The sequence below is a fragment of the Rhizobium sp. G187 genome (assembly GCF_051549525.1).
Taxonomy (GTDB): domain Bacteria; phylum Pseudomonadota; class Alphaproteobacteria; order Rhizobiales; family Rhizobiaceae; genus Allorhizobium.
In genome coordinates, this window is record NZ_JBPUGM010000001.1 from 177,026 (window position 1) to 196,005 (window position 18,980).

The following is an 18,980-nucleotide window of genomic DNA, read 5'->3' on the forward strand; positions in this document are numbered from 1 at the left end:
ATGCCGAGGCAAAAAGCCGGCGAATCGTAAAAGAGGGCTTGTCTGTGCTCACAGTGCACCTACATGAGCTTGAGCCGTAGAGACGGCGCTCGAATCGAACATTGTTTGTTGATTTCATGCCTTTTCAAGCGGAAAAGCTTGACGCCAACAAAAATTGTGGGAATCACCAGATCAAGCGCACAATGTCGAATTGGGTTCGGGCAAATCTCTGGTATGTTGACCGGTTATGCGGACAGTCAAACGTTCGGAGACGAGACCGCATTGTCCTTGGTTAATCAGGAATTAAGCAACACTCCGTTAGGTCACTGACAGCTATCCGCCCGGGCGCGTGGTCCGCCTCCCCTTCGCCCGGCGGCATAGATCGTGAGCAGACGTCAGGGAAAGCGACAAGATACATGGCATCGAAAGTCAAAGAAAACGAAGAAGCCGAAGGCGAACGCGACGGTGCCACGGACGGTCCGCTTCTCGATCTTTCCGATGACGCAGTCAAAAAGATGATCAAAGCCGCCAAGAAGCGCGGCTATGTCACTATGGATGAGCTGAATTCGGTTCTGCCGTCAGAGGAAGTCACCTCCGAGCAGATCGAAGATACCATGTCCATGCTGTCCGACATGGGTATCAACGTCATTGAAGACGAGGATGCCGAGGAGACCGCGCCAGCGGAAGACGACAGCGACGACGACACCGAGAGCGAAGGCGGCGAACTGGCGCCTGCCGCAGGTACGGCTGTCGCCACCGCCAAGAAAAAAGAACCGACCGACCGAACGGACGACCCGGTGCGCATGTATCTGCGCGAAATGGGTTCCGTCGAGCTTCTGTCGCGCGAAGGCGAAATCGCCATTGCGAAGCGCATCGAGGCCGGCCGTGAGACGATGATCTCTGGTCTCTGTGAGAGCCCGCTGACCTTCCAGGCGCTGATCATCTGGCGCGACGAATTGAACGAAGGCACGACGCTTCTGCGCGAGATCATCGATCTCGAAACCACCTATTCCGGTCCGGAAGCCAAGGCTGCACCGCAGTTCCAGTCTCCTGAAAAGATCGAGGCTGACCGCAAGGCTGCCGAGGAGAAGGAAAAGGAACGCGCAAAGCGCCGTCCTCAGGCTGCTGCCGGCGACGATGACGACATCACCGCCATGGGCGGCGACGGCATGCCGCCGGAAGAAGAGGAAGAGGACGAGGACGAGAGCAATCTGTCGCTCGCGGCCATGGAAGCGGAACTGCGTCCGCAGGTCATGGAAACCCTCGACGTCATCGCCGATACCTACAAGAAGCTGCGCAAGCTGCAGGACCAGCAGGTAGAGGCACGTCTTGCCTGTGCCGGCACGCTGTCGACGGGCCAGGAGCGTCGCTACAAGGAGCTGAAGGATCAGTTGATCACGGCGGTCAAGTCGCTGTCTCTGAACCAGAACCGTATCGACAGCCTTGTCGAGCAGCTCTACGACATCTCCAAGCGTCTGATGCAGAACGAAGGCCGCCTGCTGCGTCTCGCTGAAAGCTATGGCGTCAAGCGTGACAGCTTCCTCGAGCAGTACTCCGGCACCGAACTCGATCCGAACTGGATGAAGTCGATCGCCAATCTTTCCGCCCGTGGCTGGAAGGATTTCGCCCGCGAAGAAAGCCAGACGATCCGCGATATCCGCGGCGAGATCCAGAACCTCGCGACTGAAACCGGGATTTCGATCACCGAATTCCGTCGCATCGTCTCGATGGTGCAAAAGGGTGAGCGCGAAGCGCGTATCGCCAAGAAGGAAATGGTCGAAGCGAACCTGCGTCTCGTCATCTCCATCGCCAAGAAGTACACGAACCGTGGTCTGCAGTTCCTCGACCTCATTCAGGAAGGCAATATCGGCCTGATGAAGGCGGTCGATAAGTTCGAATATCGCCGTGGTTACAAGTTCTCGACCTATGCGACGTGGTGGATCCGTCAGGCGATCACCCGTTCGATCGCCGACCAGGCCCGCACGATCCGTATTCCGGTGCACATGATCGAAACGATCAACAAGATCGTTCGTACGTCGCGCCAGATGCTGCACGAAATTGGTCGCGAGCCGACGCCGGAAGAACTGGCCGAAAAGCTCGCCATGCCGCTCGAAAAGGTCCGCAAGGTCCTGAAGATTGCCAAGGAGCCGATCTCCCTCGAAACCCCCGTGGGCGACGAAGAGGATAGCCACCTCGGCGACTTCATCGAAGACAAGAATGCGCTTCTGCCGATCGACGCCGCCATCCAGGCGAACCTGCGCGAAACGACGACGCGTGTTCTCGCCTCGCTGACGCCGCGTGAAGAGCGCGTGCTGCGCATGCGCTTCGGTATCGGCATGAACACCGACCACACGCTCGAAGAAGTCGGTCAGCAGTTCTCGGTTACCCGCGAACGTATCCGTCAGATCGAGGCGAAGGCGCTGCGCAAGTTGAAGCATCCGAGCCGCTCGCGCAAGCTGCGCTCGTTCCTGGATAGCTAAGGCTGGCTGAAAGCCTATGACGCTTTGAAGACCCGGCGGGCGTGATCCTGCCGGGTCTTTCCTTTTGGGTACGTTGCGTAGCCCTTCCGGTTGCATTCGTTGCGCGAGGGCTGCAATCGAGCGTTTTTTACTGGAAGATTGGAGGAAGCCCTCGATCCTGCCCGTATTCCGGCCTACATGCGCTGCATGCAGAATGGTGCGGCAGAACTGAAGACGAGACGCGAGACGCCTTTGGCGGCCTTGGCAGGAAAGTCGCGAGGGGGCGTGATCCTTGTTGCGTCCATCCTGCTGCATCTGCTGCTTCTGGCGCCATTGCTTGTGTTTCTAACGCCGCCGCCGCCGCAATCGGAGCCTGTCGAAAGCGTATCGGTCGAGCTTGTACCGCCGCCTGAGTCACCGCCCGAGCCGGAAGCGGAACCGCAGGAGCAAGCACAGGCAGAGCCACCACCTGCGCCCCAAGCCGCCCCCGAACCTCCGCCGGTTGAAGAGCCTCAAGCCGAGCCGGTGCCGCCAGCTGCGGAGCAGCCCGTGGAGGCACCGCCTGCCGAAGAGCCGGCTGCCGAAGAGCCACAGGCGCCCGCTGAGGCCGAACCGGATCTTCCAGCAGGCGCTGCCGCGCCCATTCCCGTGTTGCGGCCAGTCGTACAGTTCGGTGAGGAGGATCGCGGTAGCGATCTATCCCATGAGGGTGCAGTGGACGGTGATCCGGATGGGGACGTGGCCGTGACCGACGAGACGGCCGAGCCGGACGCGTCCGCTGAAGAGGCTGAGGCCGAGGATGAGCCGGGCAACGCTGTGCCCGAACTTGCGCTGCCGGAGGCAGAGGCCGCAGGCAATGGTGCCCAGGATGCACCGATCGAAACGCTCTCTCCAAGTGGCGAATCGATCTCCGTGTCTGCGGAAGAGGTGAAGCAGGCCTCGTTGAAGCCCCGCGAGGTCCGACGGCTGTTTTCGACAGCCATTTCCGACGATGCGATGGCGATGACCGCTATGGGCATGATGTCTCGCCAGGAACGTGGCGACCAGCTGTGTGGCACCGAACTCAGTCAGCAGCTCCGTCATGGCCGCCCCGCTTATGAACCCTATCTCCTGCCGCGCCTACGGATCGGCGAGGGTACAGTCGCCGACGCGCCGCTTACGGGTTTTCAAGACACCAATGGTCAGTGGTTCAACATCGCTGTCCGATGCGAGGTGGATGCCGACGCCACACGGGTCATCGATTTTTCACTCTCGATTGGCGCACCAGTGCCGCGTGCCGAATGGCAGGCCCGCGGCTTTCCCGCACGTTAGGCTTGTTCAGCGGATCAGGCTGAAGCCGATTGTGGCCATGACGATCCCGATCACAAGGTCCAGCAAGCGCCAGGCGATCGGCCGGGCAAAGAGCGGGGCAAGCAGACGCGCACCATAGCCGAGACTGAAGAAGAACAGGAAAGAGGCGGTCATGGCGCCCAGGGCAAAGGCTGTTTCATGTCCCGCATGCCGTGTCGAGATCGAGCCCAGCAAGACAACAGTGTCGAGATAGACATGCGGATTGAGCCAGGTCAGTGCGAGGCAAGTGGTGAGAGCTGCCGTGCGTGACGGGCGCGCGGCACCATCCGGAGACAAGGCGTTGCCGCCTTTCCAGGCCGACCAGAGGCTTCTCAGCGAATAGGCAAAGAGAAAAGCAGCGCCACCATACCGCATCACGGGTTCCAGCCAGGTGATCGACGCTAGGACGGTGGCAAAGCCCGCAACGCCGAGCGCGATCAGTATGGCGTCCGAGAGCGCGCAGGTCAGGACGAGGGGAAAGACGTGCTCCCGGCGAAGGCCTTGCCGCAAGATGAATGCATTTTGCGCTCCGATGGCGACAATCAGGCTCAAGCCGAGAAGAAAACCCGATGTCAGGGCTGCGTGCATGGAAACCTCCTGTTTGACGGAGTTTGACTAGTCTCACTGCACTGATTAGGAAAATTAATTCTGATCATTCGGAATTAGAGATCCTAATGCTCGACCCGTCTCATCTCTCAGCATTGTCGGCCGTCCTGCGCAATGGCAGTTTTGAACGGGCAGCACAGGAGCTCGGGCTGACACAGTCTGCTGTCTCCCAGCGAATGCGGGCGCTGGAAGAGCAGGTGGGGGCGCCGCTTGTCATTCGGGCGCAGCCCTGCCGGGCGACGGAAGCTGGCCAACGGATGTTCCGACATGCGGAGGAAATGCGCCTGCTGGAGCAGGAGGTGCGCCGGGATCTTGGTCTGATCGAGCCGCCGGCCTCAGGAACGTCCGCCTGGCCAACGGTTCGGCTCGCCGTTAATGCCGATAGCCTGGCGACTTGGTTCATACCGGCCATGGCCGCCATTCCGGAGATGCTCTTCGACCTGGTGGTGGATGACCAGGACCACAGCGCGGACTGGCTGAAGCGGGGCGAGGTGCGGGCAGCGATCAGCAGTTCGCCAGATCCCGTGCAAGGCTGTGACTGCCGTCCGCTCGGAGCCCTGCGCTATCTGGCGACCGCGAGTCCGGCCTTCAAGGCGCGCTGGTTCGGTCACGATGGGGTCTCGGCTACAACGCTCGCCATGGCGCCGGTGTTGACCTTCAATGCCAAGGACCGGCTGCAGCGTCAGTGGGCTGAGATGGCGGCGGGCGCGCCCGTGTCCGGCCCGTCGCATTGGCTGCCGTCGAGCACTGCCTTCGTTGAGGCGGCGGTTGCGGGGCTTGGCTGGGGGATGAACCCGGAAGTGCTGGCGAAGGCCGCAATCACTGACGGACGCCTTGTTCCGTTATTGGCGGATAAGCCGTTTGATGTGCCGCTGTACTGGCATGTCAGCCGTTCGGTTGAACGCCTGCTGCAACCCGTGACGCGATCAGTCATGGCCGCCGCGAGGTCAGTGCTTCACCCGCTGTCCTGATATCGTCTTGTCGCCAGCCGGCGAAAGCCTATCTAACCTTCAAAGCTGAGGAGGAACACGATGTCGGTGAAAGATCAGGCGCTTGCCGTTTTGCATGCGCTGAACGCGCGCAATTTCGATGGCTTGATGGCCGGCTTCGACGACGAAGCTATCCTTGATCTTCCTGATGGCATTCGCGTGGTCGGGAGTGCTTCGTTTCGCGATACGCTGTCGGCCTATGTGCTGCGGCACGACATGTCACTGGAGGATTTTGTCGTTATGACAGACGAGGCCGGTTTTCGGGTGGGCATTGAATGCACGCTGAAGGGGCGGGACCATCGGACAGTCGATGCCCCCGCCGGAAGCGACCGCACCTATTCGCTTGCGGCCGTCGTCGTTTTAGAACGCGGTGAGGAGCGGCTCAGCCGCCTCAGCCTGTTTACAGCGTCACTGCCCTGATCAAACCTTGCCGAGATAGGTCTCGAGTGCATCCACGATCATCGCATGGTCCTCCTCGGATTTCAGCCCGGAGACGGTGATCGCGGCGACAACGCCTGTGCCCGCAACCCGGACGGGGAAGCTTCCGCCGTGATCGGCGAATTCGAGGGGATCAATGCCGAATTCCGCAGACAGGCTTCGGCCCTTGACCCGGTTGGTTTCGCCGACCCGAAGGGACGCCTTGTGGTAGCGGAGCGTGACATTACTCTTGCGCCGGGCCCAGTGATCGTTGTCGGGCGAAGCACCGGGAAGAGCCACATGGAAGAGCGTGCGGTCGGCGGTGCGGATGTCGATGACGACAGGCGCCTTGTCCATGCGTGCCCGTTCGACCAAGGCGCATCCGATCTCGAATGCGGTCTCCTCGTCGAAGCGATCAAAGACCAGACGCTCCTCCTGCTTTTCGATGGTTTCGATCAGTGACATGGCCATTCCTTTCTTCGCTCAGTACAAGACTACAGGCGCAGCCGAGACCCGCCTAGGGTCAAGAACAGTTTCTCCCAATCTTCGAAAGTCTGCATCATGACCATTGAACGGATCATCATCCAAACGCGGGGACCTGGCCTCTATGAGTTTACCGATGAGGCGCAGGCCTTGTTGAGCGCGCATGGCTCGGGCGAGGGGGTGATGACGGTTTTTGTTCGGCATACATCCTGCTCCCTGCTGATTCAGGAAAATGCCGATCCATCTGTGCGGCAGGATCTGCAAGCCTTTTTCCGGCGTCTCGTGCCGCCGAGCAGCGATCCCACGATGGACTATATCCGTCATCGGGACGAGGGGCCTGATGACATGCCGGCGCATATCAAGGCTGCTCTGTTGCCGGTGTCCCTCAGCATCCCCCATCATGGCGGGCGCCTGCTTCTAGGCACATGGCAAGGGCTTTACCTGTTCGAGCACCGTGATCACCCGCATCGGCGCGAAATCCTCCTCCATTTCTGACGCTGCCATCATCATGAATGCCGGCTGAATACCGGATTCGGACTGCGTTCAGGCGCTCGGAACTAATCTCTCCTCAATCGCCGAGACGTGCGGGACATCAACGGAGGCCGATCGGCCTCGATCCGAGGAGAGACAACAATGACTGGCATCTTGCGCAAATTCGGCCTCGCAGCACTGGTATCCATGATGGCCTTTGGCGGCGTCGCTTCCACTGCATCGGCCGATAGCATCGGCTGGGGTGTGACCATCGGCGGCCCCGGCTACGGTATCGAGATTCGCGACGGTTACCGGGACGGCTACCGCGGTGGTGGCTGGCACGACGACCGTCGTGATGACCGCCGGCACGGCTGGGGACGTCCTGACCGTCGTGGCGAGTGCCGTCCGCATCACGCCATGGAAAAGGCGCGCTGGAACGGCATGCGCCGCGCCTTCGTGGCCGACGTAACGCCCCGCCGCGTCGTCATCGCCGGCATCCGTCATGGTGATCGCGACCGGATGGTGTTCGCCAATGTCCGCGGTTGCCCTGTCATCCGCTACTGATTGTCACTACGGCGCGCGGAGTTGCTCGGCGTCGAACAGAGTGTGCAAAGGCCAAGCGGTCGCCGGAAACGACGGCCGCTTTTCTGTGATGGAGCGGAGGCTTCCTATGGGCAGGACCTGTCCCGACGCTGCGGCTTTCTCAAAACTTGGAACTCCGTATCACCTGATACAGACCGGCCGAAGACGCGTTGCTAGCTGTCGAGGGGTGGTGCCGGAATTGTCCGGTTCCCGTCGCGTTTACATCCGCAACACTCCCAGCTCCGGGTTTTTCAGAAAGGACTTTTCGTCGTGATTGCAGAAGAAAATGGCTCTTCGATCTATTTCAGCCTGATGCAGGCAGGAGGTGTCAATCAGGTCTTCGGGGGGAGCATGCATGAGGTGGTCCAGGGCCTCAAGGCCCTGCCGGACAATCAGGGCGGTGTCTATAGCATCTGGATGTCTACGACCAATGATCTCAACAAGTTCATTCCCGTCTATCTTGGATACACCTCTCGCAATTTTCGGGTGAGAATGCAGGAGCACTGCCAAAAGGGGGCGATCCATCTGATGTACAGCAATCCGATTGCCAAGCCGGCCGGCGGGATCGGGATTGTCTATCTCAATGTCGACTGGGCAGCTGCGCGCGCGGTGGAAGCTGTTCTGCTTGAAGGATTCGATTTCGCCTACAATACCGCCGACAACGGCACGATCAGACATCTGACGATGGGAGGCTGGTCTGAGGCGGACCTCCAGGAGGATCCGGAAATGCCGACGGAGGCGGGGCAGATCGAGACGTTCAACAGTATCGTGGGGGCATTTGAAACACTAAGCCAGGCGACCCAGGGCCTCTATCAGCACTTCGCATCGCTCAAACATTAGGTGGGATGGCTATGGGTGCTGATGGACCTCAGCGCGTCCCCTTCCTGGTCTTTGCACATCCGGTCCGTCACGGGTCAGCAGGTGCGCCGATCTCCTGGTACAGATCCGCTTTTTCGGTTTTGATGGCCGAGAGGATCGCATCCATACCGACGGCAAAGTTGCCCGGTTCCAGGCGCATCGGGCTGACGCCAAGATGATGGAGGCCGACAAGCTCAGCCTCTGCGGAAAAGACCGGGCCACCCGAGCTGCCGTTTTCCGTGGTGCAGTTGTGGGTGAATTCCGTCGCCTGATTGGGGGACGGCGTTCCCTGGTTGCGGGGTGCCGTCCATGTGCCAATGCCGGGCTTCAACACAGAGCATTCACGGGTCACAGATTTCGGAGCGCAGGCGGGATGGTGCAGGACCAGTACCTTCTCACCGGCTGTCACGGCCCTTGTCGTCAAACGCGGGGACGTGAGCGGACGGACGAGAGTTGGTCCATCGGCCAGTGGCGACAGCCTCAGGATGGCGACGTCCAGATCCTTGTCAGCGAACTCGACAGCACGGCAGGCATATTCCCGACCCTCGTCGTCGCCATCCCAGGACAAGTCGACAATCGCCTGATGGCACCTCTCGGTTTGCCAGTAGGCTTCGTCGACCATGCGCGGGGCGGCACCACAATGCCAGTTGGTCATGAACAGATCCGCTGTCAGCCGGACACCGCTGCAACACCAGTTGGCATGCGTGCCATCGGCTCTTGGGCCGGAACCGATGAACATGCCAAGATTGTCGGACAAGGACTGCATCGCCGCTTTTTCTTCCCGGCTATTGAAACCAAGGGCTGTCACGAGTTCATCGCGGCTGCCCTGCATTGGCGAGTAGAAAGTCTTGGCGGGCTGGGAGGGCATGTAGAGCCCGTCGATCACTTCGGCCCGGACCGTCTCGGAGGCGGTGGAGAACTGCACGACCGGTAGTCTCGAGGTTAGTCTGCGGGTCCAACAGCCGGCCTCGCTTTCGCAATTTGTCTGGCTCTGGTCGAATGCGGTCAGGATCTGACCGACGGGTGAGCGCACCGCGATGGCCCATTCCTGATGATCCGGATTGTTGACCCTGATCCGCAGCCGATAGTAGCGGGGCGCGTCCCCCGGCACGGTGCCGTCGATCTCGACACGCTGCCGCGTCTTGGTGAGCGTTGCATCGCGCGGCTTGAAGGCGATGCCGAATTCGGTCACCAGCGCCTCTTCCTGTGCCGCAACGGGGGTTAGAGTGAGCGCGAGGATTACCGACGCGAAAGCTGTCTTCCTCATGAGGGTCACTCGCAAAGCGGAATATCGGCACAATCCCCGGCGATCCTGACATCTTCGGCGAGAAAAATGTCAGTCATTCGGTTGATCGAGACGGCGCATTCCGAAGCGTCCGCGTCATAGCGCACGCTGGCGAGAACCGCATCTGGGGATTCGGCTTTGCCGGGTGGCTCGCGCTTGACCGCGTGTCTGATGATGTTCTGGCTGCTCGTGCTTTGTACCACGCTCTGCTGGACAATGCCGATATCGTCGGCATTGGTCAGGCGGCGCGTTGACAGGAGATTGAGGGAATCGCGGCTGCCGTTCTCGTCGTCGGCGAGTTTCAGTCTTTCGCTGCACCATTTGACGAATTCGACCGGGCGTACGGGCACATCCTTCAGCTTCAGCCATGTGCGGCGAGGATCAAGCATCGACACTTGCGGATCGGCCACGCCGCCGGCGACATGGCCGATCGCGATGGGGTCGGCGACAGGGCGGGAGGCCAGCACGATCCGTTGCTTCAGCCGTCCCGGCTGTGCGCTATAGCTGCCGGGATAGCAACTCGACATTCTCGCTGCGAGGCCTGCCGTAAAGGCTGCCGCCGCCGAGGTGCCGCCGATCGTTTCTCCGACATGCAAGTCGGAAAGGTAGGTCGGCATGTCGCCGCCCCCGGGCGCCATGACGGCGACGAAACGGCGCGCTTCATTGCTGCGATTGGAGCGCTCCCAGAGTTCCGCGGTCGGCCGGTCGCAATCGGTGCAGGCGCCGACGACGAGGAGATTGTCATGGTCGCCGAGATTTTGCGGCGCCATCGGTGTCTCCCAGGTGATTTCCCGGCCCTCGTCCCCGTCGCCCGCCTGGCCCGCGGAGGCCACAAGCAGCATCGGGCTTTGCAGGATTTCCTGCACCAGCCCGCCTTTCAGCCGCACGCCGTCATTGGCCAGGCTATCCGTCCAATTGTTCTCGTTCATGCGCCAGATCTGTTTGGCATTCTTGATTTCGAACTCGCTCGCATTCGGCCCGGGGTGGGGGGAATACGGGGCAAACTCGCTGGCGAACAGAAAGACCTGGGGTTCGGTCGGTGCCCTGACCTGTCCGATGAAACGCTTGAGGTCGATATTGGTGACGGCTTTTCGATCCCAGACAAAGGAGGTGATCATGGCGTTGGGTTCGATGCCACGAAAACCGTAGCCATTGGCATTGGCCGCGACGATGGTGGAAAGAAGCGTGCCATGGTCGACACTGCGGTTGAAGGGTTTGGCCACGCAACGGCGATCCGTCTGCGGCGGTAAGGGCGATGCGGATGCCGCAAAGGCGCCGGCGAGATCAGGGTGGCGGGTAATCGCCTGATCCATGATGACGATCTCGGGACGGACGAGGTTTTCACTTTCGCAGGTGACGGCATTCTTGGTCTCGTAGAGAAAGCCCGCCATGTCGGCAAAATCGCCTTCGGCTGCGGAAGCGTCCTGATCGATACACCAGCGCTTGAAGTGTGCAGGCGCACTGATATTCGCCAGCGAATGAGCGGCCTTCTTGAAACCGCCGCTGCGCTCGACATCGATCGACAGATTGCGGCCGCCGAGCTCATTGGAGAGATACTCCGCTTCCGCAAGGTTGTCGGGATTGGCGATCTCAAACTGCCAGGCGATCCGCTTGAAGGTCAGCTGGTCGAGTTGCGGCAGGCTCTGGTCAGTTTTGTTCTGACTGGACAGTATGTCGGTCGTCTTCTTCTCGATCGTGTTGCGCCAGCCTGGATTGTTCTCCAATTGCTGAAGGCGATCCGCCTCTTGCTGCTGACCGAGATTGTAGACGCGGTCGATCGTGGTGACGCTGGTTTTCACATCCGGCAATATGACGCCGAGCTTCGGGTTGATGGCAGCAGGATTGATCGCCAGACCGTTCTTCGCATTCAGGTTGCGGATGGCGGCAATCATATCTTCGGTGCACAATTCTGGCGTGAGATTGAGCTGTCCGTTCAAGATTGTGCAGAGACCGGTCGTCTGGTCCGGCATGTAGGTCCGGGTCGGCAGGATCTTGCTGTCACCTGCGAAGGCCTCGACGACTGCGGCCATGTCGCGGTCGACCGCGCCACCGGAGAATTCGACGAAGACATCGGCTGCCGGCTCCGCCGCCTGGACGCTTCCGGAAGGCGCGACGATGGCCAGGATGGCTGCGGCCGACATGAGGTCGATGCGATATATCATGCTGTCCTCCCGTTCGGTCCGGCAAGGCCGTGGCTCGCCGTCAGAGTGTCTTCAGATACTCCACAAGTTCCATCCGCTCTGCGTCGCTGAGCCGTCCTGTCCCGTAGTCGTGGCCGGAATTGTAATTACCAGGAATAGGCTCTCCGCTTGCCTCGTCGCGCACGCGGAAGATGAAGGCGTCTTGTCCGGCGTCTACCTTGGAAATGAAGCCGACACGGACGGGATCGAACTCACGCGAGCCGACGGAGAACACTTCCGGGCGGGTCGGGCCTGCGGGATCGGCCGGCGGCACAGTCGCGCTCGACACATTCTGCACCTTGGCTGGCAATAGCAGGTCATAGAGGGTCGGCACCGAGCCGTTATGCAGATAGGGCGCTGTTGCCCAGATGCCGTTCAGGGGACGTGCCTTGTAGGCGAGAAGTTCGTGCTCGGTGGTCAGGCATTGGCGCGCTTGGTCCTTCTTCATCTCGTCGGTTACGCCCGGCAGATAGTCGACACCGCTTGCCTCGGCACCGGCATCGCCGGCGGGTGCTGTCGGAAAGACGTCGCTGAAGGCGCCGCCGGCCAGTTCATCAAGCTTGCCGACGACGGCGCCGACCACAGTGTTGACCAGGAGATTGCGGGTGAATTCCACCTCGCCAATCCGCTCGCCCGTGAAGGCGAATGTCTTTTGGCCCGCCTGATTGCCGGACTTCGATTGATGCAGGAAAGTGTTGCAGGCGAGGAAGATATCCGTCTGCTGTTTTCCGATCGGATCCATCTTTTCCTTGGCCGGGGAGGCGAGATCGTCCCAGGCGAGCGGTTCATGGCATGAGGCGCATTTGAAGGTGTCGAAATGCTTCTGGCCGCGGGCCGCCTTTTCCCAGTCGATCGGCGGCAACATGTCTTCCGGCCAGCGCGGCGATTTCAGCTCGGCAAGCAAGCGTTCAAGCGCGATCATCTTGTCGAGCCGGACACTGGAATTGTAGCCCCGCCATGCCTTGCCGCGATCCGTCTCGATATGGGCGAAGACGCCAACCACTTCGGATGTGTTGCGCACGAGCGCGCCGACATCCGTCTCTCGCCCGAAGATATTGATTTTCAGGATGTTGTTGGCGATCCCATTCCACTGGATCTTGCCCTGTTGCGACGTGTTCCAGATGAACGGATAGCTCGACGGAGCATCCGCGTGGATTGCGTTCAGTTGATCCGGCTGCCGCGTGATAAGGGCGACCTTGTTGAGAATGTGTCCCTGCGCATCCAGGCGCCCGCGACCATAGCGCACAGAGGCGCGGTTCTTGTCTTCCAGCTTCTCCTGCCAGGCGATCTGTTCCAAAAGCTGCATCTCAAGCGCTGCCCGGCTCTCAACCGTCAGCTCGTTTTTCAACACGGCGCGGGCGAAACGGTCGAAGCGGGACCGGTCGGATATGGTGAGCTTGAGGGCGGCGAGCAGTGTTTCCTCAAGAGCCTGGAAATCGGCCAGCGTTGCTGCACCCTCGACGCGAAAGCGCTTGCCCTCATGGGTGATCTCGTTGGTGTGGCAAGCCGAACAGTTCATGCCGATCCACGGTTTGCGCATGGTCATCGCATCGCAGGTGGCCGGGAAGGTGTCGCACATCAGGTCGGCAGCGCGGCTCTTGTCGTGATCGACCGCAAAGCCGACTGGCAGGCCGAGCGGATTGTCGACGGAGACCGGGTTCGGCAGGTAGCCCAGTCGCTCCATATTGGCTTTGGACATGAAGGGTTCGGGCGCTTCGGCCGTCGAGGTCACGGTCTCCAGCGCCATCATCCAGTCAAGCGGCAGAAGGCGTGATCCCTGGCTTGTCGTGTACCACCAGCTCTTCTGCTGGTCGCTCCAACCCTGGTCGAGCGCAAGGATACCTTCCGGAAGATGGCCTGGAGGTCCATCTTCCGCCACGGCGCGGGGCACCAGGCCTGTCGTCAGCATGAGACAGAGAGCAGCGGATGCGGTGATGATATGAAAGGGCAGCCGTATCATGCGCATGCAATCCTCCCCGGCGGGCCAACGATCCTACATTAGTGAAGCTTCAAGGTGGCAGCAATGTCCTTGATTGCATTCCAGCGATCCGTAGACCGAAAATTGCAAACGGCGCATCACCCGTTCTGGTGAGGACGTTCCAGAATGAAACTGGAGCTGATATTGGTCGCAAGCCGGATCAGCTGGGTGCGGTTGGCGGACCTTGTCTTCACGAGGATCGACTTGACCTGCGAATTGACGGTCTCGACCGATTTCGCCCGCCGTTCCGAGATCTGCAGATTGGTGAGCCCTTCCGCCATCATTTCCAGCACCGAGGCTTCGGCCTGGGTGAGCTGGAACATCGAGGCCAGCAGGTCTCCGTTGATCTCGTAGAAACTGCCGGTATCCATGCTGTAGACGATGTGACCATTCAGGCTGGGTTCGCCAAACTCGTTGGCGCTGGTGAGCGGGGCGACCTCGACACAGAGCGTATGGGGTTTGTCATCGACAAGGGAGACGATCGCTTCCTTGCGCGGACGGGCACCGAAGCGACCGTGATTGCTGAGGTCGCCGCGAAGCTCGGCAAGTGCACCGCTCGAGCCCGGCGCATTCATCACCAGCCGACCTGCCGGATCCTTGCGGAACACGGGATAGCTCTCGAGCTGGCGGCGGAATTCATGGTTGGAATGCACGATCCTTCCGGTCGCATCGAGAATGCACACACCGATCACCAGCATATCGATGCAATCCGCCACGGATCGGAACTGGTCTGCCAATTGCTTGGTCGGGCGGCTGATGTTGAGCGCCTTGGCGATGTGCGGCATCAGGAGGGCGGCCCGCTCAAAATGTGCCTTCGACAGCGGCCCAGCGCTGGCCGAAAACTGCAGGGCGAACCGGTCCTGGTTGACCTGATCCTTGTTGAGAAGTGCGCCCGCCCGGTAGCGGATACCGTATTCGAGCATGGTTCTGACATTGGCCCTCGCAAGCAATTCTTCTTCCGTATTGGCAAGGGCGTCGTCCGGAATCAGTTGGATCTGGTCGGTGGGACGCGAGAGACGGGCAAAGACGTCCTGATCAATCAGTTCCTGCGCATTGTGTGCGGCGAGGTATCCATCCACCAGATCCTGATTATAGACGCTGCTGAAGAAGGGCGCATGGATACGCCGCTCTTTGCCCAATCCTTGCAGCTCGAAGACAAACGCCCCTCTGGCGCCGATATAGCGCGCGATCCGGTCGAGAGCTTTTGGCCAGCCGGATGGGTCGACCGTCGTGTCGTAGATCGCGAGGATCAGATCGTTCAGTTCGATCGCCTGCGTCACCGCGCCACCTCTGTCCTGCCGCCCCGGCGAGCAGGTTATCCAACGCGGAAGAAATTGAGAAGCCCTCACCATATCTGGTGATGTGGCGCTGTTGCTGCCTGTCTAGGTTTCCCTCCGTCAGGCCATGAGGGTCCTGTCGCGGATGTCCGGAACAGGGGGGCTTGGCTCCTCCGAGCGCCCCAACCCGGATGAGAACAGGGAGAAAGAGCATGAGCATCAATGGCACAAATGAAGGCCTCCCGGAATTCACCGGACGCCTTCTCGTTACCGGGCGCCCGCATCAGGGCAAGGACACGATCAAATCACTCAACAAGACGGCGGGTCTTTCGATCGCCAGTTCGCGCGATTTCGCCGATCAGGCGGTAACGGCAGAAGCGCTTGCGGAAGGCGACGGCATCTATTTCGACGAGATCGGTGTTACAGTTGTCACGCCGAAGGATGATGATCAGGTCGGACGGCTCTCTTCGATGGAGGCATTTTCCGCCGATGACGCAGATGCTCCGACCATCGAGCCAGAGCGCTATGTCTATGCGATGAACGAGCATTTCGGCGACTATCTGCGAGGCTTCCGGGATGCCGTCAATCAGGTCTCCAATAGCTATCTCGGCGATGGCGACATGGCGGAGGATCCCAACCAGGAAGAGATCGACGTGCTGGCCAATGGCAGCACCTGGGGTCTGCAGAAGACCCGTGTGGTCGTTGGCTTTCCGCTTGGGCAGAGCTGGACCGGTGCCGGCATCAAGGTTGCCGTGCTCGATACCGGCATGGACCTTGGCCATCCCGATTTTGCCGGGCGTGGCATCATCAGCCAGTCATTCGTGCCGAATGAAGCGGTTCAGGACTTTCACAGCCACGGTACGCATTGCATTGGCACGGCCTGCGGGCCGAAGGAACCGAGCGATGCCAATCAGCCGCGCTACGGCGTCGCGCATCAGGCGCAGATCTTCGCCGGCAAGGTGCTGAGCAATGCCGGCAGCGGTGCCGATGGCTGGATCCTTGGCGGCATCAACTGGGCGATTGCCAATCACTGCCAGGTCGTCAGCATGTCGCTTGGTGCCCGCACCACCGTGGATGGTTACTCTCAGGCCTATGAGGCGGCTGCCCAGGCGGGCCTTGCGGCTGGCACATTGATCATTGCGGCTGCCGGCAACGATAGCAGCCTGCCGGTCAGCCACCCGGCGAACTGCCCGTCGATCATGGCGGTCGGGGCCGTCGATCAGAACCTGCTGAAAGCCGGCTTCTCCAACATCACCTTCTTCCCGCCCCATGGGAAAGTGGATATCGTTGGGCCTGGCGTCGGAACCTTCTCCTCCGTTCCGGTGTCTCACGGCAAGTATGGCAGCAAGTCGGGCACCAGCATGGCAACGCCGCATGTGGCGGGCATTGCAGCCCTCCATGCCCAATCCAACTCCGCCTATCGGGGGGCCGCACTCTGGCAGAGACTGGTGGCCACGGCATTGGCGCTGCCGAACCAGCCATCCAATCATGTCGGTGCCGGCCTTGCACAGGCGCCTTATCGCCGATTGCAGCTGATGCCCATTCCCTTGCCGCGGCCATTCCCGCCGGTCAAGATCCCGCCGATCCTGCGGCCCGTCATGCCGAAGCCGCCCCTTCCGATCCAAGGTGTCGCGGTCAGCGCCGGTGGACGTAGCCGCAAGATGTAAGCCCCGTGGCATGCCGATTCTCCGGTCCGGCATGCCTCTTCCCCCGGGCAGGAAGCGTCGTCCTTCGGGGCGACGCTTTTGCCGTGAAAGGAGTGATTTCCATGTCAGACGAACCCCTATCAGCAGCGCGCCGCTATCTCGTCGTTGTCGAACCCGCGGCCAGTGTCGAGGCGGTCTGCGCCGAACTGTCGGCGAAAGGCTTCGCAATTGCCTCGCGGCTCGACGCCATCAGAACGCTGGTCGTCGAGGGTGGTCCGGCCGCTGCCGGTGCGGCGTCCCATGTCTCTGGCGTCCGCAGCATAGAGCCAGAAGGTTGGGTCCGCACGCAGGACTGATGCGGCATGGGCTGGGGCGCCCTGGCGAGAATGCCATGGCTACAGTTCCGTGGCCGACCATCCCTCATCTGTCTTTGAAAGAAGCGGTGTGGCGAAAACGCCCAGTGTCCGGTCCGGCCGGTGGCTGCCGGCTTGCGACAGAGGATCGACCCAGCGGCGCGACTGCAGCATGGCGGCGCCGATCGCAACCGGCTCGATGCCGATCGTTGCCATCAGCGACAGTCCGGCAAGGATCGAGGTTCCGCTGGATATGACGTCGTCGATGAGGGCGACGCGCCGGTTCTCCAAAACCGGCAGCATGCGGGGATCGACATAAAGCCGTTTCACCTGATCCGGCGTGGTGATCGAAGACATCGGCACGGAGAGTTCGGCCTGATACCAGAACTTCTTCGAAGTCCCGAGAGGCACATAGCGAGCATGGCCGAGGGACCGGGCAACGGCGCTGGCGAGCGTCAGGCCGAGCGTTGGCAGGCCGACGATCACCTGCGGCTTGTAGGGTTCGAGCTTTCGCGCCAGTTCGCCGGCCAGCGCTTCCTGCACGGCAAAGCTTGCCTGGTTGATGATCAGGGATGCAAGCCCATGACGACCATCGGACAGGGGGCGGATCGGCAGTCGCAATTGGCGGCCGTCGGACAATCTGGCCGGATAGAAGTCCTTGTGGAGCGGTGCATTCTCGAAAGTGCCCGCAGGGTGAAGGTCCTGCCAGAAATCATGGGGCTGCAAGGGGCTTCCTTCCTCGGTCGTTGCGCTTGTCGTGAAGCTTGGGCATGGGATGGCCGTTGATTTTGCCCTATACCGACAATCGTCAAAAGGAAAACCATGTCCACTTTGATCGGCATCGGTATCCCTGTTATCCCCGCCTGAGACCTATTCAAGGATTTAGCCGCCGATGCGACTGCCCGATCTTCTTGCCGCCGACCTTGCCTTCCTCACCGATTTGCGGCGCGATCTGCATGCCCATCCGGAACTCGGGTTCGAAGAGGAGCGGACCAGCGGCATCGTGGCCGACTTGCTCGAAGAGGCTGGAATTCTGGTGACGCGCGGTCTTGCCGGAACGGGTGTCGTTGGAACGCTCACGGTGGGCAATGGAACGCGGAGCATCGGACTGCGGGCCGATATGGATGCGCTTCCCATGACAGAACAGCCGGGCCGCGCCTATCGGTCGAAGACGGATGGCAAGATGCATGCCTGCGGCCATGACGGGCATACAACATTGCTTCTCGGGGCAGCACGGTATCTGGCAAAGACCCGCCAGTTCTCGGGAACTGTTCACTTCATCTTCCAACCGGCGGAGGAGGGGCGTGGGGGTGCGAGGCGCATGGTCGAGGAGGGATTGTTTGAGCGCTTTCCTTGCGATGCCGTCTTTGGTCTTCACAACATGCCGGGGCTCGACCCGGACGAAATGGCGGTCGTTATGGGGCCGCAATTGGCATCCTCCGACAGCTGGCGTGTTACCTTCCGTGGCACCGGCACGCATGGCGCCAAGCCTCACCTTGGCAAGGATCCGATCACGGCGGCGGCGACATTCCTGGCCTCGCTGCAGACCATCGTCGGCCGGGTGGTCGATCCCCTGCAGCCGGCCGTGGTCAGTGCCTGTTCGGTGCAGGCGGGCAATCCGCTCGCGCTCAATGTCATCCCTGATACGGTCGAGATTGGTGGAACGGCGAGGGCCTACACGCCTGAAGTCCGTGATCAGCTGGAGACAGAAATCGGCCGGCTCGCGGCGGGTGCCGCCGCCATGTATGGCATTGCCGCCGATTATGGTTTCGAGCGGCGCATTCCGCCCGTGGTCAATGATGCGGATGCGACGGCGCGGGCACTGAAGGCTGCCGAAACCGTTCTGGGCAAGAAGGTGCGCACCGGGTTTGCGCCATCGACAGCCGGAGACGATTTCGCCTTCTTTGCCGGCGAAGCGCCGGGTTGTTATGTCTGGCTCGGTAATGGCCCAGCCGTCGATGGCGCGCTGCATCACAATACGGCCTATGATTTCAACGATGCAGCCATCGGCCCTGGCGTTGCCTTCTGGACAACACTGGTGGAGCAGGAGCTTACCGCCGCGACCACCGCAGGATAGGGCGGACGCGG

The 18,980-nt window shown here is 60.9% G+C and carries 17 protein-coding genes; 10 read left to right on the forward strand and 7 right to left on the reverse strand.

Features of this window, described 5'->3' with window-relative positions; translation table 11 throughout:
* Nucleotides 1-395: 395 nt before the first annotated feature.
* Nucleotides 396-2,459 (forward strand): RNA polymerase sigma factor RpoD, encoded by a 2,064-nt coding sequence (gene rpoD, locus ACSV9I_RS00850; protein WP_054157637.1) that lies wholly within the window; start codon nucleotides 396-398, stop codon nucleotides 2,457-2,459.
* A gap of 138 nt (nucleotides 2,460-2,597) precedes the next feature.
* On the forward strand, nucleotides 2,598-3,749 hold the full coding sequence (locus ACSV9I_RS00855) for a DUF930 domain-containing protein (RefSeq protein WP_438326582.1): 1,152 nt from the start codon (nucleotides 2,598-2,600) through the stop codon (nucleotides 3,747-3,749).
* A 6-nt stretch (nucleotides 3,750-3,755) separates the two neighbouring features.
* On the opposite strand, the gene ACSV9I_RS00860 is transcribed toward ACSV9I_RS00855, so the two are convergent.
* Entirely contained in the window at nucleotides 3,756-4,355 is a 600-nt protein-coding gene (locus ACSV9I_RS00860; protein ID WP_438326583.1) for a LysE/ArgO family amino acid transporter, read from the reverse strand.
* A gap of 86 nt (nucleotides 4,356-4,441) precedes the next feature.
* On the opposite strand from ACSV9I_RS00860, the gene ACSV9I_RS00865 reads away from it, so the two are divergent.
* Entirely contained in the window at nucleotides 4,442-5,344 is a 903-nt protein-coding gene (locus tag ACSV9I_RS00865; RefSeq protein ID WP_438326584.1) for a LysR family transcriptional regulator ArgP, read from the forward strand.
* 60 nt (nucleotides 5,345-5,404) lie between these two features.
* Nucleotides 5,405-5,782, forward strand: coding sequence for a nuclear transport factor 2 family protein (locus tag ACSV9I_RS00870; RefSeq protein WP_438326585.1), 378 nt, complete (start codon nucleotides 5,405-5,407; stop codon nucleotides 5,780-5,782).
* Here the strand turns inward: ACSV9I_RS00870 and ACSV9I_RS00875 are convergent, their stop codons facing one another.
* Complete coding sequence (locus tag ACSV9I_RS00875) at nucleotides 5,783-6,244, reverse strand: heme-degrading domain-containing protein (RefSeq protein ID WP_438326586.1); 462 nt, start codon at nucleotides 6,242-6,244, stop codon at nucleotides 5,783-5,785. It abuts the gene before it with no gap.
* Nucleotides 6,245-6,340: 96 nt separating this feature from the next.
* Between ACSV9I_RS00875 and ACSV9I_RS00880 the strand changes: the two genes are divergently transcribed.
* The 3 genes from ACSV9I_RS00880 to ACSV9I_RS00890 all read left to right on the forward strand — a co-directional run bounded on the left by ACSV9I_RS00880 (nucleotide 6,341) and on the right by ACSV9I_RS00890 (nucleotide 8,155).
* The gene (locus tag ACSV9I_RS00880; RefSeq protein WP_438326587.1) at nucleotides 6,341-6,757 is read left to right on the forward strand and encodes a secondary thiamine-phosphate synthase enzyme YjbQ; all 417 of its coding nucleotides are present in this window, start codon (nucleotides 6,341-6,343) and stop codon (nucleotides 6,755-6,757) included.
* Nucleotides 6,758-6,907: 150 nt separating this feature from the next.
* Nucleotides 6,908-7,297, forward strand: a complete 390-nt coding sequence (locus ACSV9I_RS00885) for a hypothetical protein (RefSeq protein ID WP_438327644.1) — start codon at nucleotides 6,908-6,910, stop codon at nucleotides 7,295-7,297.
* A 288-nt stretch (nucleotides 7,298-7,585) separates the two neighbouring features.
* Nucleotides 7,586-8,155 (forward strand): GIY-YIG domain-containing protein, encoded by a 570-nt coding sequence (locus ACSV9I_RS00890; RefSeq protein WP_438326588.1) that lies wholly within the window; start codon nucleotides 7,586-7,588, stop codon nucleotides 8,153-8,155.
* 67 nt (nucleotides 8,156-8,222) lie between these two features.
* Here ACSV9I_RS00890 and ACSV9I_RS00895 read toward each other — a convergent pair whose 3' ends face one another.
* The 4 genes from ACSV9I_RS00895 to ACSV9I_RS00910 form a co-directional block, all read right to left on the reverse strand.
* The gene (locus ACSV9I_RS00895) at nucleotides 8,223-9,440 is read right to left on the reverse strand and encodes a trypsin-like serine peptidase (RefSeq protein ID WP_438326589.1); all 1,218 of its coding nucleotides are present in this window, start codon (nucleotides 9,438-9,440) and stop codon (nucleotides 8,223-8,225) included.
* 5 nt (nucleotides 9,441-9,445) lie between these two features.
* Entirely contained in the window at nucleotides 9,446-11,620 is a 2,175-nt protein-coding gene (locus ACSV9I_RS00900) for a S8/S53 family peptidase (protein ID WP_438326590.1), read from the reverse strand.
* A gap of 40 nt (nucleotides 11,621-11,660) precedes the next feature.
* Nucleotides 11,661-13,604, reverse strand: a complete 1,944-nt coding sequence (locus ACSV9I_RS00905) for a di-heme-cytochrome C peroxidase (RefSeq protein WP_438326591.1) — start codon at nucleotides 13,602-13,604, stop codon at nucleotides 11,661-11,663.
* 110 nt (nucleotides 13,605-13,714) lie between these two features.
* Nucleotides 13,715-14,896 carry a helix-turn-helix domain-containing protein gene (locus ACSV9I_RS00910; protein ID WP_438326592.1) on the reverse strand — a complete coding sequence of 394 codons (1,182 nt, stop codon included), beginning with the start codon at nucleotides 14,894-14,896 and terminating at the stop codon, nucleotides 13,715-13,717.
* Nucleotides 14,897-15,105: 209 nt separating this feature from the next.
* On the opposite strand from ACSV9I_RS00910, the gene ACSV9I_RS00915 reads away from it, so the two are divergent.
* Nucleotides 15,106-16,560 (forward strand): S8 family serine peptidase, encoded by a 1,455-nt coding sequence (locus ACSV9I_RS00915; RefSeq protein ID WP_438326593.1) that lies wholly within the window; start codon nucleotides 15,106-15,108, stop codon nucleotides 16,558-16,560.
* Between the two features lie 101 nt (nucleotides 16,561-16,661).
* Nucleotides 16,662-16,895 carry a hypothetical protein gene (locus ACSV9I_RS00920; protein WP_438326594.1) on the forward strand — a complete coding sequence of 78 codons (234 nt, stop codon included), beginning with the start codon at nucleotides 16,662-16,664 and terminating at the stop codon, nucleotides 16,893-16,895.
* A 39-nt stretch (nucleotides 16,896-16,934) separates the two neighbouring features.
* Here the strand turns inward: ACSV9I_RS00920 and ACSV9I_RS00925 are convergent, their stop codons facing one another.
* Complete coding sequence (locus ACSV9I_RS00925) at nucleotides 16,935-17,618, reverse strand: phosphoribosyltransferase (protein ID WP_438326595.1); 684 nt, start codon at nucleotides 17,616-17,618, stop codon at nucleotides 16,935-16,937.
* Nucleotides 17,619-17,784: 166 nt separating this feature from the next.
* On the opposite strand from ACSV9I_RS00925, the gene ACSV9I_RS00930 reads away from it, so the two are divergent.
* Nucleotides 17,785-18,969: a M20 aminoacylase family protein gene (locus tag ACSV9I_RS00930; RefSeq protein WP_438326596.1), complete on the forward strand. Its 1,185-nt coding sequence runs from the start codon at nucleotides 17,785-17,787 to the stop codon at nucleotides 18,967-18,969.
* The last annotated feature ends 11 nt before the right edge of the window (nucleotides 18,970-18,980 follow it).

Excerpts from the sequence above, each read along its gene's own strand:
- ACSV9I_RS00920 (WP_438326594.1), top strand. The coding sequence starts at position 16,662 with ATGTCAGACGAACCCCTATCAGCAGCGCGCCGCTATCTCGTCGTTGTC.
- rpoD (WP_054157637.1), top strand. The coding sequence starts at position 396 with ATGGCATCGAAAGTCAAAGAAAACGAAGAAGCCGAAGGCGAACGCGAC.
- ACSV9I_RS00895 (WP_438326589.1), bottom strand. The coding sequence starts at position 9,440 with ATGAGGAAGACAGCTTTCGCGTCGGTAATCCTCGCGCTCACTCTAACC.
- ACSV9I_RS00865 (WP_438326584.1), top strand. The coding sequence starts at position 4,442 with ATGCTCGACCCGTCTCATCTCTCAGCATTGTCGGCCGTCCTGCGCAAT.
- ACSV9I_RS00860 (WP_438326583.1), bottom strand. The coding sequence starts at position 4,355 with ATGCACGCAGCCCTGACATCGGGTTTTCTTCTCGGCTTGAGCCTGATT.
- ACSV9I_RS00900 (WP_438326590.1), bottom strand. The coding sequence starts at position 11,620 with ATGATATATCGCATCGACCTCATGTCGGCCGCAGCCATCCTGGCCATC.
- ACSV9I_RS00880 (WP_438326587.1), top strand. The coding sequence starts at position 6,341 with ATGACCATTGAACGGATCATCATCCAAACGCGGGGACCTGGCCTCTAT.
- ACSV9I_RS00915 (WP_438326593.1), top strand. The coding sequence starts at position 15,106 with ATGAGCATCAATGGCACAAATGAAGGCCTCCCGGAATTCACCGGACGC.
- ACSV9I_RS00875 (WP_438326586.1), bottom strand. The coding sequence starts at position 6,244 with ATGTCACTGATCGAAACCATCGAAAAGCAGGAGGAGCGTCTGGTCTTT.
- ACSV9I_RS00870 (WP_438326585.1), top strand. The coding sequence starts at position 5,405 with ATGTCGGTGAAAGATCAGGCGCTTGCCGTTTTGCATGCGCTGAACGCG.
- ACSV9I_RS00905 (WP_438326591.1), bottom strand. The coding sequence starts at position 13,604 with ATGCGCATGATACGGCTGCCCTTTCATATCATCACCGCATCCGCTGCT.
- ACSV9I_RS00930 (WP_438326596.1), top strand. The coding sequence starts at position 17,785 with ATGCGACTGCCCGATCTTCTTGCCGCCGACCTTGCCTTCCTCACCGAT.